This window comes from Sciscionella marina DSM 45152, from assembly GCF_000379465.1.
GTDB classification, from domain to species: Bacteria; Actinomycetota; Actinomycetes; order Mycobacteriales; family Pseudonocardiaceae; genus Sciscionella; species Sciscionella marina.
This window is the reverse complement of record NZ_KB905447.1, coordinates 102,029-118,053: the sequence shown is the minus strand read 5'-3', so window position 1 is coordinate 118,053 and position 16,025 is coordinate 102,029. Positions and strand designations below refer to the sequence as shown.

General features: G+C 69.0%; 12 protein-coding genes. 3 read left to right on the top strand and 9 right to left on the bottom strand.

Annotation, left to right across the window (positions count from 1 at the left end):
• Positions 1–25: 25 nt before the first annotated feature.
• Positions 26–1,357: a replication-associated recombination protein A gene (locus tag A37U_RS0138130; RefSeq protein ID WP_051111846.1), complete on the bottom strand. Its 1,332-nt coding sequence runs from the start codon at positions 1,355–1,357 to the stop codon at positions 26–28.
• Positions 1,358–1,461: 104 nt separating this feature from the next.
• Here A37U_RS0138130 and A37U_RS0138125 point away from each other — a divergent pair, with 104 nt between their 5' ends.
• From A37U_RS0138125 to A37U_RS0138115, 3 genes are all read left to right on the top strand, one after another.
• Positions 1,462–2,082: a PadR family transcriptional regulator gene (locus A37U_RS0138125; RefSeq protein WP_020501906.1), complete on the top strand. Its 621-nt coding sequence runs from the start codon at positions 1,462–1,464 to the stop codon at positions 2,080–2,082.
• Positions 2,083–2,221: 139 nt separating this feature from the next.
• Positions 2,222–3,583, top strand: a complete 1,362-nt coding sequence (locus tag A37U_RS0138120; RefSeq protein WP_020501905.1) for an FAD-dependent oxidoreductase — start codon at positions 2,222–2,224, stop codon at positions 3,581–3,583.
• Between the two features lie 23 nt (positions 3,584–3,606).
• Positions 3,607–5,793 carry an FUSC family protein gene (locus A37U_RS0138115; RefSeq protein ID WP_020501904.1) on the top strand — a complete coding sequence of 729 codons (2,187 nt, stop codon included), beginning with the start codon at positions 3,607–3,609 and terminating at the stop codon, positions 5,791–5,793.
• A 22-nt stretch (positions 5,794–5,815) separates the two neighbouring features.
• On the opposite strand, the gene A37U_RS0138110 is transcribed toward A37U_RS0138115, so the two are convergent.
• From A37U_RS0138110 to A37U_RS0138070, 8 genes are all read right to left on the bottom strand, one after another.
• A complete protein-coding gene (locus A37U_RS0138110) occupies positions 5,816–6,985 on the bottom strand; it encodes a DNA glycosylase AlkZ-like family protein (RefSeq protein WP_020501903.1) in 1,170 nt (389 codons plus the stop codon).
• Positions 6,982–8,079, bottom strand: a complete 1,098-nt coding sequence (locus A37U_RS0138105; RefSeq protein WP_020501902.1) for a pyridoxal-phosphate-dependent aminotransferase family protein — start codon at positions 8,077–8,079, stop codon at positions 6,982–6,984. Before A37U_RS0138105 ends, A37U_RS0138110 begins: the two co-directional genes overlap by 4 nt.
• A gap of 37 nt (positions 8,080–8,116) precedes the next feature.
• Positions 8,117–8,725: a GTP-binding protein gene (locus A37U_RS0138100; protein WP_020501901.1), complete on the bottom strand. Its 609-nt coding sequence runs from the start codon at positions 8,723–8,725 to the stop codon at positions 8,117–8,119.
• The gene (locus A37U_RS0138095) at positions 8,706–9,203 is read right to left on the bottom strand and encodes a DUF742 domain-containing protein (protein ID WP_083934223.1); all 498 of its coding nucleotides are present in this window, start codon (positions 9,201–9,203) and stop codon (positions 8,706–8,708) included. The genes A37U_RS0138100 and A37U_RS0138095 overlap by 20 nt, the downstream gene beginning before the upstream one ends.
• 7 nt (positions 9,204–9,210) lie before the next feature.
• Positions 9,211–9,651 (bottom strand): roadblock/LC7 domain-containing protein, encoded by a 441-nt coding sequence (locus A37U_RS0138090; protein WP_020501899.1) that lies wholly within the window; start codon positions 9,649–9,651, stop codon positions 9,211–9,213.
• 30 nt (positions 9,652–9,681) lie between these two features.
• Complete coding sequence (locus A37U_RS0138085; RefSeq protein ID WP_020501898.1) at positions 9,682–12,711, bottom strand: nitrate- and nitrite sensing domain-containing protein; 3,030 nt, start codon at positions 12,709–12,711, stop codon at positions 9,682–9,684.
• 1,054 nt (positions 12,712–13,765) lie between these two features.
• Entirely contained in the window at positions 13,766–14,974 is a 1,209-nt protein-coding gene (locus tag A37U_RS0138075; protein WP_020501895.1) for a hypothetical protein, read from the bottom strand.
• Positions 14,975–15,083: 109 nt separating this feature from the next.
• Positions 15,084–16,019 carry a DUF389 domain-containing protein gene (locus A37U_RS0138070; protein ID WP_020501894.1) on the bottom strand — a complete coding sequence of 312 codons (936 nt, stop codon included), beginning with the start codon at positions 16,017–16,019 and terminating at the stop codon, positions 15,084–15,086.
• Between the last annotated feature and the right edge of the window lie 6 nt (positions 16,020–16,025).

Here is a 16,025-nt window from a genome sequence, read left to right as displayed (position 1 = left end):
TCCCGTGCCCTGCCAGCCGGGCAGTCTAGCGTGCCTGGTCACGCACGACTCGGCGCAGTTTCGGCACCCGTTCGGCGAGTCCACGTTCTACCCCATGTGTAGTCGGATGATAGTAATCCACACCGACCAGTTCATCAGGGGGATACTGCTGGGCGAGCACACCGTCCGGCGTGTCGTGCGGATATCGGTAGCCCTGACCGTGTCCGAGGCTGCCCGCGCCCGAGTAGTGCCCGTCCCGCAGATGGGCGGGCACCATCCCGGCCTTTCCCGCGCGCACATCGGCGAGCGCCGCGTCGATGGCGGTGATGGTGGCGTTCGACTTCGGCGCCGTGGCCAGATGGACGGCGGCCTCGGCGAGCGCGAGCCGTCCCTCCGGCATACCGATGAACGCGACCGCGTGCGCCGCGGCCACCGCCGACTGCAGCGCCGTCGGATCCGCCATGCCTATGTCCTCGGAGGCGTGCACCACCAGCCGGCGCGCGATGAACCGCGGATCCTCCCCCGCCTCGATCATCCGCGCGAGGTAGTGCATCGTGGCGTCCACATCCGAGCCCCGGATGGACTTGATGAACGCGCTGATCACATCGTAGTGCTGGTCGCCGTCCCGGTCGTAGCGCAGCGCGGCCTTGTCCACGGTGGACTCGACCGTGGACAGCTCGATCGCCTCGGCACCGAGCGCGGAGGCCGCGTCGGCGGCCGCCTCGAGCGCGGTCAGTGCCCTGCGCGCGTCTCCCGAGGCGAGCCGCACCAGGTGTTCGAGTGCTTCCTCGGTGATCCGCAACGCGCCCCCGAGCCCACGCTCCTCGGTGCGCGCACGTTCGAGCAGGTCGGACACATCCGCATCGGTGAGCGAATGCAGCTGCAACACCAGGGAGCGCGACAGCAGCGGCGAGACCACCGAGAAGAACGGGTTCTCGGTGGTCGCGGCGACCAGTAGCACCACTCGGTCCTCCACCGCGCCGAGCAGCGCGTCCTGCTGGGTCTTGGAGAAGCGGTGCACCTCGTCGATGAACAGCACCGTCGACTCTCCACTGCGACCGAGCCGGTTCTTCGCCTCGGCGATCACCGCACGCACTTCCTTCACCCCGGCCGAAAGGGCGGAGAGTGCCACGAACCGGCGGTTGGTCGCGGTGGACACGAGATTGGCGAGCGTGGTCTTGCCGGTGCCCGGCGGACCGTAAAGCAGCACCGAGGCGGCCGATCCGCCCTCGACGAGCCTGCGCAACGGGGCACCCTTGCCGAGCAGATGCTCCTGGCCGAGTACCTCCTCGAGCGTTCGCGGGCGCATCCGCACCGCGAGCGGCGCGTTCCCGGCCAGCTTCTCCTCCGCGGCCTCCTCGGCCTGCGCCGCGAACAGGCCACCGTCGAACAGATCGTCACTCACACCCCGATGCTATGCGGCGAGGACGACACGACCCACATCGCTTGCTTAGTGTCGGAGACACTAGTAGCCTAGACACTATGCAGCGCTCAGGTCTCGCTCTCGCCGTTCTCGCCCTCCTCTTCGAGCGGCCGATGCACCCGTATCTCATGCAGCGGCACATCAAGGAGCGGGGCAAGGACCTCGTGGTCAACGTCGGCCAGCGTTCGCAGCTGTACAAGACGATCGACCGCCTGCAGGCCGAGATGCTGATCAAGGTGGCCAAAGTGGAGCGCAGTACGGCCGGTCAGGAACGGACCCTGTACGAGATCACCGATGAAGGCCGCAAGGTCACCGTCACCTGGACCTACGACATGCTCGCGAGCCCGCGCCGGGACTTCCCCGAGTTCACCGCGGGGCTGGCCTATCTGCCCGTGCTCACCACGGACCAGACGATCGGCGCGCTCGAGAAGCGGCTGTCCGCGGTCCGCGCGGAGGCAGGCGAACTGGAAAAGGGCATGGCCGAGGCCGATTTCCTGCCCCGCCTGTTCGTCATCGAGAGCGAATACATGCTCGCTCATCTGCGCACCGATATCGAATGGATCGAAGCCCTGCTCGCCGAACTGCGGGCGGGCACGTTCACCTGGGATCTCGCCCAGCTCGAGGACTGGGCGAAGGAAGCCTTCCCCGAAGCGTTCGGGAAGGAGGCACCCGAGGGCTAGCCTGCCGGATTCCCTCTTCCGCCCGTTTCCCGACGGGATGTCTTTTTTCTCTCCCGGAATCGGTCGCACGCCGTCCCCGGGAATCCACCTGATTCGAAACGCCGAATTTGGAACACCGAATTTGGAACGGAGTACACCTATGCCCGAAAACACCCAGCCCGTGCTCGTCATCGGCGGCGGCACCGGAGGACTCGCCCTCGCCCACGGCCTGCGCCAGGCCGGAATCCCGGTCCAGGTCTATGAACGCGACCGGCACCGCACCGGGGGCCTGCAGGGCTTCCGGGTCGGCATCTCCCCCAACGGCGTCCGCGCGCTGCGCGACTGCCTGCCCCCGGAACTGTTCGACACCTTCATCGCGACCACCGCGAAAGAATACCGCTACTACACCAACATGACCGAGCAGCTGCACCCGCTGCTGACGATCTCCATGGACGAACTCAACGGACCGGGTACCGACGAGGTGATCCGGGACTACTCGGTGAGCCGGATGACGCTGCGCCAGGTACTGCTGACCGGGCTCGAGGACATCGTGCACTTCGACAAGAAGTTCAGCCACTACACCGAGGACGGCGATACGGTCACCGCACACTTCGAGGACGGCAGCAGTGCCAGCGGCGGGCTGCTCGTCGGGGCCGACGGGGCGAACTCCCGCGTCCGCAAGCAGCTGCTGCCGCACGCCGAGCACCACGACACCGGCCTGATCGCGATCGGCGGGAAGCTGGCCATCACACCGGAGAACAACCACCTGCTGCCCGGCACCTCGCGCCAGGGCATGTCGATCATCACCGACCGCCGGGGCACCTTCGGGATCCTGCACGTGATGGAGTTCCCCTGGCAGGACGACCGGGAGATCAAGCACGGCATCGGCTCCTCCGATGCCGAACTGCTCAGGGACTGGCCCGGGCTGCGGTTCGACAACACCACCGACTACTTCTCCTGGGGTGTCTCGGTACCCTCCCGGCTCGCGCCGCGCGATGTGTTCCAGCTTTCCGGGGAGGCGCTGCAGAAATACGTGGTCACCGAGCTCATCCACGACTGGCACCCGAATCTGCGCGCACTGGTCCGTGATTCCGATCCGGGCGCGTCCTTCGCGCTCACCGTGCGCACCTCGGAACCGGTCGAGGCGTGGCGGCCGAGCCGGATCACCGTGCTCGGCGACGCGGCGCACACCATGACTCCGGGTCGTGGCGCGGGCGCGAACACCGCGCTGCGTGATTCCCAGGTGCTGCGCGACCGGCTCGTGGACCACCGGGACGGCACCAGGGATCTGGTCGGCGCGGTCGGCGCGTACGAGTCCGCGATGCGCGAGTACAGCGCGGTGGCGGTGCGCGAATCGCTGGAGAACATGAAGGATTACGAGCTGGACCGCAAACCGGTACGGCGGGCCCTGTTCACCGCGGGAATGCGGGCCGGGATGCGGTTGACCGGCAAGGTGCCGGCAATGAAGCGGCGCATGGTCGACTCGATGCAGCGCACCCGTGACTCCGAGCGTGCGGGATAACGGGTATGGCCTAGAGTCGTCGCGTGTTTGCCCGCCGTTTCGAATCGCTCACCGACCGGTTCTTCGCGGCGGACCACGGCCTGCTGCGGCTGCGGTTCGCGGCCCGCGCGGTGGTCACCGTCGGGCTCGCCGTGCTCGTGCAGTACCTGCTCGGTTTCCCGCTTCCGGTGCTGCTGCTCGGCGCGATCGGCAGCATGATGTGCTCGACGACGCTGCGCACGGGCACCCCGTGGCAGCGCGGGGTGAACATCCTGTTGTTCGCCCCGGTCATGATCGCCTCGCTGAGCCTGTCCACGCTGCTGGCCCCGCACCGGGTGTTCGGCGATATCGCGTTCGTCGTGGTCATGTTTCTCGCGGTCTACGTACGCCGGTTCGATCAGCTGGGGCTGAGTCTCGGTATGGGCGCCTTCATCGCCTACTTCTTCGCGACCTTCCTCAAGGCTTCGCCGCAGATGCTGCCCGCGATGTACCTCGCGATCTGCATCGGCGCGGCGAGCTGCGCGATCTCCGCACTGTTGATCTTCCGGGAGAACCCGCAGAGCCTGTTGCACCGGGCGACGGTCTCGGTGCGGGCACAGGTGGCGCGGCTGATCGAGGAACTGGCGCACGTGCTCGAATCCGGTGAGGTTCCGCAGAGCGATACGCTGCCGCCCCGGATCGCCCGGCAGACCGCGCGCATGCACGAGACCACGCTGCAGATCGAGGACCATGCCCAGCTGATCGGGCTCAGCCCGCGCTGGCAGCGCTATCTGGTGGACAGCGAACTCGCCGCCGACCGGCTCGCCCGCACCATCGTGCGTGCCCTCTGCGGTGAGCTCAGCGCCGAGACGCGGGCCACCCTGGTCGAGGATCTGCGCGGGCTGCACCGCTTCGTGGACCGGGATCCGCGCGCGGCACTCGAAGTGGACACCGACGCCCTGCTCGCCCGGATCGCCCGCTACGACATCCGCGGGGACCCGAGCCTGCTGCCGTCCGCACCGGACCAGCACACCCTGCTGGTGCACCGGGCGATCCGGGAGTTCCTGCTCTCGGTCGTGCAACTGCGCAGGCTCACGGTGCGCACCGAGGAATCGGCGGCCAAGGAACGGGACACCGAGGGAGAGCCCGACGAGGCGGACACCGAGCAGCCGGGACCGCGGCTGATGGACAGCACCCGCAGCGCCATCCAGGCCGCGCTCGGCGGGGCGCTGGCCATCATCGGCGGCGAATTCCTCTCCGAGCAGCGCTGGTACTGGGCGGTGATCGCGGGCTTCGTGGTGTTCGGCGGCACCACTTCCCGCGGGGACCTGTTCGTCAAGGGCTGGCGGCGGGTGTGGGGCACACTCGCCGGGATCATCATCGGGACCGTACTGGGCACCGCACTGCACGGCGACCAGATCGTCAACCTGGTCGTGCTGCTGGTCTGCATCTTCCTCGCGTTCTACTCGATCCGGGTGTCCTACGGGATGATGACCTTCTTCATCACGGTCATGCTCGGGATGCTCTACGACATCCTGGGCACCTTCTCCGGCAGCGTGCTGCTGCTGCGCCTGGCCGAAACGGCCATCGGTGTGCTGGCCGCTGGCATCGCGGCGACGATCGTGCTGCCCAAACGCACCCGGACCACGGCGGTCGCCGCACTGCACGACTACTTCGAGGCCCTTTCCGGGCAGCTGCGCGACGCCGAACGGCTGCTCGTCTACCGCGAGCACACCGACCTGATCGCCAGCACCCGCGAGGTGGACCGGGCCGCGGGCACCGCGCGCACCGCGATCCTGCCGATGACCCATCCGATGAGTCCCGCCCGGCTCCGGCGCGGTCAGGCCACCCGGTTGAGCACACTGGTGGAGGAATCCGCGCTCGCCGCCCGGAACCTGGCCCGGGCCGCGGACCCCGGGGCGCTCGCCGGGCTCCCCGCGGGCATCCGGGCGCTGCACCGGCTGATCGCCAACACCACGGCCCTGGCCGAGGCCACCGGTTCACGGCGCACGGTGGCGAAACTGACCAGCGGGCCCACGCTCGCCCCGACCGTGGATGTGCGGGCGCTGGCCGCCATCAACAACGAGGGGGTCGCCGAACGGCTTTCGGTGCTGCATCTGCGCCGCACCGTGAACACGATCGACCGGCTGGACAAGGTGCTGCTCGGCATGGCCCCGCCGCTCGAGCAGACCGTGACCGTGCCCTCCGATCAGGATCACCGCGCGGACGAGCACCCGGCCAGCCGCTGCTGAGTGGGTCGGTTTTCGGCGTTGCTCAGTATTCGGCGTTGCGCAGCGCCGCGATCCGTGGTGCCCGCGAGGAGTGGCTGTCCAGCGGATTCCAGGAATGGTCACCGAGTTCTTCCCGGATGAACGCCTCGGTCCCGGCGATCACCGCACGCAGCGCCTCGTCCTCGGGCACGAAGCTCTGCGCGGCGATCTCCTGGCGTTCCGGGTCGAACTGCCAGAACCCGACCACGGTCCCCCGGTCCACGATGACGTGGTCGGCGAAATCGGTCAGCGCGCCGAGGGTCTTCCCGCGTTCGTGCGGCACCACCCGTTCCCGGTCCGCGGGCTCGATCAGCGCCCCGATATCGCGGCGGAGCAGGAAAAGACCGTCCAGCGCGTGCACCAGGCGGTAGTCCGGCCGGTCCGGGGCGACGTATTCAGCGAACTCGGCGGCGGCCGCGGGCAGGGCGAGCAGACCGTCGTCCAGTTCGACGAGACCGAGCTCGGCGATCGCGGCTTTGGCCGCTTTCGCGGTGAATCCGGTGAACCAGCGCAGGTGCGCCAGGCTGGCGGCACCGGCCCATTCGAAATAGCGCCGTGCCAGTTCGGTGCGTGCCTGCTCCGCATCGCCCGGCCAGTGCGGCGGGTTTTCCCACCTGGCATAGGCGAACCGCTGCCGGTCCAGCCGCCCGTCCTGCGGGATGCGGCGGATCGCGCCGCGCGACTGCAGCACACCGAGCGCCGCGGGCAGGGTGGTGCTCTGCCCGCGTTTGCGGCCTTCCTCGCCGAGTCCACGGACCGCCTCACCGAGCCGGTCCCGCAGCTGCTTCGGAGTCAGCGGTTCGGTGAGCGCTTCGCGGACCGCCCCGCCGAGTTCCTCGATCTCCGCGCGGGGCACGCCGAGCTTGTCCAGCACCTTCAGCTCGGCCTCCGGGGCACCCACACCGGCCTGCAGCGCAAGCGCATAGTCCCGTTCGGGAACCACATAGGTGCAGCCGCGGGCACTGGGCAGTTCGTGGATCGCCAGCCGGGCAAGGGCCGCATCGGCGACCGGGCGCGAACAGCCGGAGCGCGCGTGCAGGGTCAGGTACGGATTCGAGCCGCCGACCGAACGGGCCCAGCCGGTCGAGGCGAGAACCTCCTCGGGTGCCGTGCAGGACAGCGAGCCGTCCAGTCCCTGACGCGCCCACCACCAGGCACGCAGCAGGGTGTTCATCGACCGAGCAGGCGGCGGAGCGCGCCGAGCACGAGTTCCGCCCGCGCGATCCGGGCATTGTGCCCCATCAGGCCGATGCGCCACACCGTGCTCGCGTACGCACCCGCGCCCGCGCCGATCTCGATGCCGTACTCCTCCAGCAGCCGGCCGCGCACCTGGGCCGAGTCGACGCCCTCCGGGACCCGCACCGTGGTCAGTTCCGGGAGCCGGGATCCCTTCGCGGCGAACAGTTCGAGCCCTATCGCCTCGAGCCCGTCCTGCAGGTAGGCCCCGGCCTCCGCGTGCCGTGCCTGGACCGCATCGAGTCCCTCCTCGAGCACCCGGCCGAGTCCCGCGTGCAGCGAAGCGATCATCGCGACCGGGGCGGTGTGGTGATAGGTCCGCCCGCCGGACTGACCGTCCACATAGGACCCGATCATGCCGAGGTCCAGGTACCAGGTCGGCGGCTGCTCCACCCGCGCGGCCCAGGCCTTCTCGGAGACCGTGAACGGGGCGAGACCGGGCGCCACACCGACGCATTTCTGGGTGCCCGAGTAGCCGATGTCGATACCCCAGTCATCGGCCCGCACGTCGATTCCGGCCAGCGAGGTCACGCAGTCGGCGAGCAGCAGGGTCTCCGGGAACCGTGCCGCGATCCCCCGCCCGAGCGCGCCGATGTCCGACTCCACCCCGGTGGAGGTCTCGGCGTGCACGGCCGCGATGATCCGCGGGGACGGGTGTGCGTCCAGCACCCGCTCCGGGTCCACCGGCTGCCCCCACTCGTGCTCGACCGCGATCACGTTCGCCCCGTACCGGGCCGCCACATCGGTCATCCGCTGACCGAACAGGCCGTTCACCGCGACCACGACCGGATCACCCGGGCGCACGAAGTTCGCGAACGCCGCCTCCATCCCGATCGAGCCGGTTCCGGACAGCGGCAGGGTCCGGCGGTTTCCGGTACCCCACACCGTCCGCAGTCGCTCGCAGGTCTCGTCGAGCAGCCGCAGGAACGCGGGATCGAGATGCCCGAGGATGGGCGCGGCGAGCGCCGTGGTCGCCTCCGGGTAGGGATTGCACGGACCGGGACCGAGAAGAGCGCGATCTACCAACGACATGCGCCCACCCTAACGCCGCGCCCGCCGGGCCGCGGGTTCAGCGCACCGGAGTCGGAGCGCGCTGGGTCAGCTCGGTGACCGCGTGCTCCACGACCGTGATCAGCGCCTGCTTGACCGACTTCCGGTTACGCGCATCACAGGGCACGATCGGACGCCGTTCATCGATCACCATGGCCTCGCGAATGTCGTCCACCTCGTGCCGGAGCACACCGTCGAAGCAGTTCACGGCCACGATGTAGGGCAGGCCCCGCTCCTCGAAGAAGTCCAGCGCGGCGAACGAGTCCGCGAGCCGCCGCGTGTCCACGAGCACGATCGCCCCGATGGCGCCGCGCACGAGGTCGTCCCACATGAACCAGAACCGGTGCTGACCGGGTGTGCCGAACAGATAGAGGATCAGATTGTCCTCGAGGGTGATTCTGCCGAAGTCCATGGCGACAGTGGTCGTCGCCTTGTTCGGCGTCGCGGAGAGGTCGTCGGTCCCGCTCGACGCGGTGGTCATCATCGCCTCGGTGGTCAGCGGGACGATCTCGGAGACCGCGCCGACGAACGTCGTCTTACCGGCGCCGAATCCCCCGGCGACGACGATTTTCGCCGAGGTAAGCGACTGCGAGCCCGCTGCGGGTTCCCTAGAGTCGACGGAGTCCACGCAACACCCTTTCCATCAACACCAGATGCGCGGCCATATCGTCGTCCGCGACCGTCTGGTGCACCTTGATCAAGCCGAGCTCGGCCATATCGGACAGCAGTACCCTCGCGACACCGAGCGGTACCGAGAGCTTCGCGGCCACCTCGGCGACCGAATGCGGATGACGGCACAGTTCGGCGATCGACTGGTGCTCCAGTCCCATGCTTTTCGCGGAACCATAGCGGGCCGCCGTGGAGACCATGGTCTCGAGTTCGAGAGGCACCTTCGATTCGGTGCGCCCCTGGGTCCACGCATAGGGCCGTACCAGCGAGACCGATTCCTCCGGGTCCTCGGATTCCTCGAGTGCCCGCTCCGCCGTCGCCGCCGGGGAGCGGAACAGGGCATCCGAGCCCGCTCGCGGTTCCGGTGGGGTCCCCGAGGTACCGGACACCGGTGGCCCCTCGGCCTCCGCTTGAGTTTCCCTGTCGGTGTCACTCATGGTGCCCTCACACGGCTTGGCGAGTCATGTCGTGCGCCGAACCCTGCAGTTCGGCGCGCAGTTCCGGGGTCAGCATCTGCCCGACCCGGTCCACGAGCAGCGTCATCTCGTAGGCGACCTGCCCGATGTCGCAGCTCGGTGCGGCGAGCACCGCGAGACAGGATCCGTCCGAGATGGCCATCAGCAGCATCACGCCGCGCTCCATCTCCACCACGGTCTCGCGCACCACGCCCGCCTCGAAGCAGCGTGCCGCTCCCTGGGTGAGGCTCATCAGTCCGGAGGCCACGGCGGAGAGCTGGTCCGCACGGTCGGCGGGCAGCCGGGCCGACGCGGTGAGCAGCAACCCGTCCGCGGAGACGACGACGGCGTGTGCCACGCCCGGCACGCGGTCGGCGAAGTCGGTGACCAACCAGCCGAACCGGTCCTGTGTCGACTGCCCTTCACTCATGCCCACTCCTCACTTCGAACTGCGCATCCGTCATTCGTTCTCCCACTGATAGGCATGCTGGTCCTCGTCCAGCTCCCGTTCCGGGATACCGACACTGCGGCGCCCTTCCGAGAGGCCACGCTGGAAACTCGCCAGCCTGCTGCGCACCCCGTTCGCGTCCGGCGGCTCCATGGCCTCCGGCCTCCCATTCGGGGTCTGACTCCCCGGCACGAGCTGCGCTTTCGGCCTCCGCCTCGGCAGCCCTGCCTCGGTGAACGACTCCGCGTCCGTGCCGCCGGGTGCGGCCGTAACGGTGCCGTTCGGTGATTGTTCGCCATCCGGGTCGAACGCCCACGAGCTCGTAGTGTCCTCGGTCGGTTGCGGCGCCACCTGCTCGGGGGTGAACAGCTCGGTGTCCGCGCTCGCCCGCTGTACGGGTGGTTGCTCGTCCCCGACACTGTGCCTGCCCTGGCGCAGTCCGCGCTGGAAGCTCGCCAGCCGCGAACGGACGGAGTCCGCGCTGCGATGTTTGGCTCCCTGCGTCGCCGGTCGCGGCTCCGCTCGTTCGGTGACCTCGGTGTCCTGGGTGCCCTCGGTGGTACCGGTCCGGTCCGGAACGCTGCCCGGGAGCAGCCGGGCCCTCGGGGTCCGCTTCGGCAGGCCCGCCTCGGTGAAGGTGTCCTGCCGGACCTCGGCGACCTCTTCCACCGCCTGCCATCCGGCGTCCGCGGCGAACCGCCACCGTTCGGTCTCCGAACCACCGAGCACCGCGGCGTCGTGGTCGGTGGGAGTCTCATCCGCTGCCTGGCGGGTCGCCTGTTCCGGTTCCTCGGTGTCGGGCGCTGCGGCCCCGGCCGGAGTGGCGATCGGATCGGCGGCCACCCCGGGATCCGAGAACCAGACCGAGAGCATCGAGTCGAAGATCGGCGTGCGTTCCGGCGGCTGTTTCGGCGTCCTGCGCGGCAATCCGTTCGCCGAGGCACCCGCGGCCTGCGGGGCCGGTGCCTGCTCCGATGGTTCGGGTGCGGGCGGCTGCTTGGCCCGCGGCGGTGGTTCCGTACGCGGGCGCCGCGGCGGGGTGGCCGGTTCCCGGCCGCCGTAGGGCTTCGCCGGGCGCGGAAGCACGGTCTCCACCGTGTCATCGGTGTCCGCGCGGGTCCGGCCCGCCGAACGGGTGTGTTCGGCGCCGAGCCCGCCGTCCGGGACCGCGACGCCGGCGAGCAGGGTGCGCGGGATCCGGATGCCCGCTAGCAGGCCGCTTTCCTCGCCCGCCCGCAACGCCACGTGCACGCCCTGCCGGTGCGCCAGCCTGCCGACCACGAACAGGCCCATCCGCCGTGAAGCCGGGACTTCCTCGGCCTCCGCGGCGGCCAGCCGCTCGTTGGCCGCGGCCAGTTCCTCCGGCCGCATACCGATACCGGCATCGCTGACCTCGATGAGCACCGAGTCGTCCGTGGCGAGTGAGGTGCTCACGGTGACCGTGGTGTCCGGCGCGGAGAACGCGGTGGCGTTGTCCAGCAGTTCGGCGACCAGCCGGACGAGGTCCCCTGCCGTGTAACCGAGCACGGTCGCGGCGGGCGGGGGCGCGAGCACCACCCTGCGGTACTGCTCGATCTCCGAGACCGCCGCACGCAACAGGTCCTCGAGGGAAACCGGCTGCTGCGCGGACGCCCTGTTCGGTTCGGCCCCGGAGAGCACCATCAGGTTCTCGTTGTTACGCCGCATCCGGGTAGCGAGGTGGTCGAGCGCGAACAGGGTGCCGAGGTGGTCCGGGTCCTCTTCGTCACGCTCCAGTTGCTCGATCAGCCGGAGCTGGCGCTGTACCAGGGTCTGGCTGCGCCGGGACAGATTGACGAACACCGTTCCGTAATTCGTGCGCAGGCTTGCCTGTGCCGCGGCCAGGTTGCGGGCTTCCCCGTGCACCGCGTCGAACGAGCGCGCCAGATCGTCCAGCTCCGCGCCGGCACCGGCGGGCAGCGGCTCGATCTCGGTGCTCACCGGCTTGCCTTCGCGCAGTTCGGCCAGCGCGGTCGGCAGGCTACGCCTGGCGATCTCGCGCGCCTTGCGCCGCAGCTGCCGCACCGCCCGGACCAGGCTCCGTCCGGCGAACGCCGCGACCGCCGCGGAGGCGAGCACGGCGAGCAGTACGAGCAGCCCGGTGACGATCGCCGCGGTACGGGCCGCATCGTGCAGCGCGTTCGCCTGCGCGGTGAGTTCGCCCTCGACGCTCTCGGTCACCCCGCGCAGCTGTCCGGCGACGGCTGCCGAGGACGCCGACCAGTCCGCCGCGCTGACCTTGATGCGTCCCGGTTTGAACGCCTCGGTCACCAGGGCGGCGTGCCGGTCCAGGTCGGTCTTCTTCAGGTTCGCGTTCAGCTTGGCGACATCCGACTCGGTGCCCACCGCGCGGAACCGTTCGAGCGCCGCGTCCATCCGGACACCCGCATCGCGTACCGTCACCGACTCCGGCTGGGTGAGCTGGCCGCGCGCGATCCCGGAGAACAGCACGGCTTCCTGATCGGACAGCTCCTCGCGGGCCTCGTCGAGGCTGGTCACCGAGGTGGCCCTGGTGGTGAGCCCGCCGTCCCGCGAAGCGCCGGCCACCGCGCGTTCGAAGCCGAGCAGCGAGTCGATCAGCCCCGTGTACTCGGTGATTCCCGCGCCACCGCCGCGCGCCGCGGAGGACCGGATCGTGCCGAGCGCTGCCAGTCCCTTGTCGGTGCGCTGCCAGGCGTCCTTCGCCGGTCCGTCGGGCAGTTCGGTGTCCGCGACCGAGGAGCGCAGCGCACCGATCGCATCGTCGACCGTGCGCGGGGCCTGACCGCGCGGTCCGCCGGCCGCCGCCCTTCGTTCCACCTGGACGGCGGTGATCACGGTGTTCACCTGCTTGCCGAGGCCGACGAGGCCGGCGTCGGTCGCGCGCTGCGCGGAGCTGCCGAGCCGTCCGGCGAAGAGCACCGCACCCACGACGATGAGCAGGACCAGCGGGACGAGGGCGAGCAGCGCAAGACGCGTGGCGAGGCCGAACCGGTTGGGCCTCGCGTTCTGGGCCGTCGCGGAATCCGAAGTCGAGTTGGTCACGCGCGCCCGCTCCGATCGCGCCGATCCGTCTGCCACGCCGGTTCTACCTCCGGAAACCGAAAGCCCCGCACGGTGCACCGGCCCCGTTCGTTGCCGGGTACCCCGAAGGTCATCGGCAGCCTCCTGTCCATGCCATGGCGGTCGGTCGCTATTGCGCACCCGCCCGCACGAGGACGAACGGGCCCGCAACTCTGTTCTGCTATCCGATATCGGCCGCGAGCGCTCCGAACTTGAACATGAACCCGCAAGCCAGCACCATTCTTTCCATCAACCGCGCCAGGAGGCCGTTGACCATAACAGGCTCGTAAACTTCGCTACAGCACCATATGCGATGCAGAATTGCGTTTCGGGACGGCACCGCAACGTGGGCGGTATTTCACCCATTCGCGTGACCTATTCCGGTGAACACTGTGTCCCCGCGGTTACCGTCCGCCAGCTCAACCCCCGGATGCTGTCACCCTCACGGCGATGTGGCGCCAGCACTGCCTGCGAGCTGCACCGAACCGTGTGAATGTGCCCCATCATCCGATCAGGTGTATCCAAACACACACGGCGAGCGCATTGCCCCCTATCGAGTGACACCTCGCACCCTCAAGTCAGAATTTTCCCACTGAGGCATCGAGTTCGCCAGAGAATTGGCAAGGGCATCTATTGCGCGACAAAAGGGTCTTCAATGCCGCCACGGCAACCGCAAACCGCATTGTCGTTACAAGAATTACAAGCCTATTCCGGGATCATTATAGCCCAATAATACGGATTCTCCGGAATCTTTTTCCGTCCTCGCCCACCCCTTTTCCCGAGCGGGCGCATCCGGTTTTCCCAACTCACCGGCGTGGCACAGTCGTTCAATCGAGTTGGCCCGGCACCGCCTCGGCGCACCGGGCGCCGGGTTCGGCAATACGAAAATGCTCCGCCGATTCGGCCCGACTGCGTGCCCTCGAAACGGTGCTACCGACTATCCATGGTCGGCAACATGCAGGGCGCACAGTTCGCAATCCGGCGAACCGGCCGGAGTTCTGTCAACCGTCAATACTACGCACGGTAGACGTCGGCCCTATCGAAAGGCCGGATAGGACGCCAGTGTCAATTCGCCCTCGAAGCGGTCGGCGAGCCCATCGACCACTGCCGATGCATAGTCATACAGCCAGTAGCGCTCGAGACGCTCCGCGTCCTCAGCCAGCCGTTGCCACCGTGCGTACAGGGCAGCGGCGCGCTTCGGCGAGGGCAGATAGTCGTCGATCCGGGCATTGCGCTCCGCAGCGCGCGGCAGGAACCACCACGTGGACAGCTGCACCCAGAACAGCTGAGCATCGAGCAGCTGCGGCTCGAGCACCTCGTCGTCGGCGAACTCCGGCCACATCCCGGTCACCTCGGCCCGCCAGGCCGCGAGCATGGCCTCGCTCATCCCGCGAGGCAGATCGAAGGCGCACCAACAGGAGGGGAAAGGCACCCGCAGGTACGCCGCGTCGAGCAGCACTTCCCGTACCCGGCCGCCCTCGAAGTCCAGGAACCGGGCGCCCTTGCTGGTGATCATGTTGTTGTCCGGGCAGAGATCGTCCGGGCTGAACGCGCGATGCTTGGATCCCTCGAGCAGCCAGGCCACCTGCTCGGGCACGGTGGTGCCCGCCTGCGGCAGCTCGATGCCCAGTGCCTCGGTGAAGACCTCCGGCAGTTCGCGCGCGGCCCGCTGCCACTGCCGGGCGAGCGGGTCCGGCCCGCAGTCGGTCCCGATCCGGCGCACCAGCGCGTCGAAGTCGGCCTCGCGGCCCGCCGTGGTGGCGTGCAGCCTGCCGAGCGAACGAGCGAGGGTGAGCAGGGAGCGCTCGGCGGCCGTGGCATCCCTGCCGAGCAATTTGTCCGCCAGCGTCGGCGCGTGCCCGAGGTCCTCGAGCACCAGAACCCGCTCCCCCGCGTCGTGCGCGAACAGTTCCGGGCACATCCGCTCGTCCTCGGAGAGCGCGGTGAACAGCTGGTAGCTCACCGCCTCCCTGGCGAACGATTCGGCGGCTGTCGCGCCCGCGCTCGGCCCGTAGTGCTTCACCACCAGAGTCTTCGGCAGGGTGAAGGGCGTCTCCGCCACCCTGGCCCGCAGTACGGTGGAACGTTCGCTGCCACCGAGATCCTCCGGTTCGGCAAGACGCACCGCGGCGCCGAACCGCCCGGAAAGGACATTCTGTGCCGCGGTGACGGCAAGCTCGAGGGCTCGCTCGCCGGAACGGACGGTGTTCCCGTCCGTGCTCGCAACATCGGCTCGCGCGCCCATTCAGCCCCTGACCTGGCAAATCCGTTGCCCGGCAACGGTTTCCCTCTTTGCACCCATGAATTCAGCCGTTCTCGAGCCTACTCGCGCCGCACAAGTGACCGCCATAGTCTTAACCCTTGCTCAGCGGTCTCGTCATGGCCGCGCGGCGTCGTTTCCGCAGTAGCAGCACCGCCGTCGCGGCTACCACGATGCCGAGCAGATTGACCGCGAGCTGGCCGAGCGAACCGCCGAACCGGCCCCATTGACCGGTCACCGCCGCGATCACGGCATAGCCCACGGCCGGAATCGTGGTCACCGAGATGAACACGCCAACCAATGCCGCGGACTTCGCCGAGGTCATCGAGAGCATCCCGGCCGCGCCCGCGAGCAGCGCCACGATCAGCGAGAACGGGCCGACCTGGTAGATGAAGTCGACCTGGGCGGCGTGCATGACCTTCTCGATCGTGAACAGGCCGAACCATTCACCGAGCCAAGCACAGAAGCCGGTCACCGCCATCGCGAACGCGAAACCCGCGACGAGGGCGAGCAGTGCCCTGCGTACGAGATCCCAGCGTTTGCCGACGATGCCGACCGCGATCGCGGCCAGCGGGCCGAACTCCGGCCCCACGACCATGGCGCCGACGATGGTCACCGGTGAATCGGTCACGACACCGACCGCGGCCAGCATGCAGGCGAGCGTCACGAACGCCACGTAGGTCGCGGTCAGCCTGGACTCCTCGCCGGTCCGGGAGATCAGTTCCTCCCAGACCACTGCGTCCGCGCCCTCCCCCGGTGCGCGCTCTTCGGCTGCGTCGGCGGCATCGGACATCGCGGTGTCGATGTTCTCCAGGGTGATCCCGCCGCTGTGATCGACACCGAGATCGCAGAGCAGCGCGAGTACGTCGTCGGCCGACTCTCGCGCCACATCGGCCTCGACGAGGTCACCGGCGGGCCGCAGCGCCGCATCGGGAAGCCGGACGAGGTGCGCTACGCCGGCGTGGTCGTCCAGTACCCGGACGACCTGGTCGGAGTGTTCTCGCGGGCAGACCACGCGCAGGTGCAGCACGAGCGA

Bases quoted from the DNA above. Each gene is read 5' to 3' on its own strand.
- A37U_RS0138125 (WP_020501906.1), top strand. From the start codon at position 1,462: ATGCAGCGCTCAGGTCTCGCTCTCGCCGTTCTCGCCCTCCTCTTCGAG.
- A37U_RS0138120 (WP_020501905.1), top strand. From the start codon at position 2,222: ATGCCCGAAAACACCCAGCCCGTGCTCGTCATCGGCGGCGGCACCGGA.
- A37U_RS0138110 (WP_020501903.1), bottom strand. From the start codon at position 6,985: ATGAACACCCTGCTGCGTGCCTGGTGGTGGGCGCGTCAGGGACTGGAC.
- A37U_RS0138105 (WP_020501902.1), bottom strand. From the start codon at position 8,079: ATGTCGTTGGTAGATCGCGCTCTTCTCGGTCCCGGTCCGTGCAATCCC.
- A37U_RS0138095 (WP_083934223.1), bottom strand. From the start codon at position 9,203: ATGAGTGACACCGACAGGGAAACTCAAGCGGAGGCCGAGGGGCCACCG.
- A37U_RS0138090 (WP_020501899.1), bottom strand. From the start codon at position 9,651: ATGAGTGAAGGGCAGTCGACACAGGACCGGTTCGGCTGGTTGGTCACC.
- A37U_RS0138075 (WP_020501895.1), bottom strand. From the start codon at position 14,974: ATGGGCGCGCGAGCCGATGTTGCGAGCACGGACGGGAACACCGTCCGT.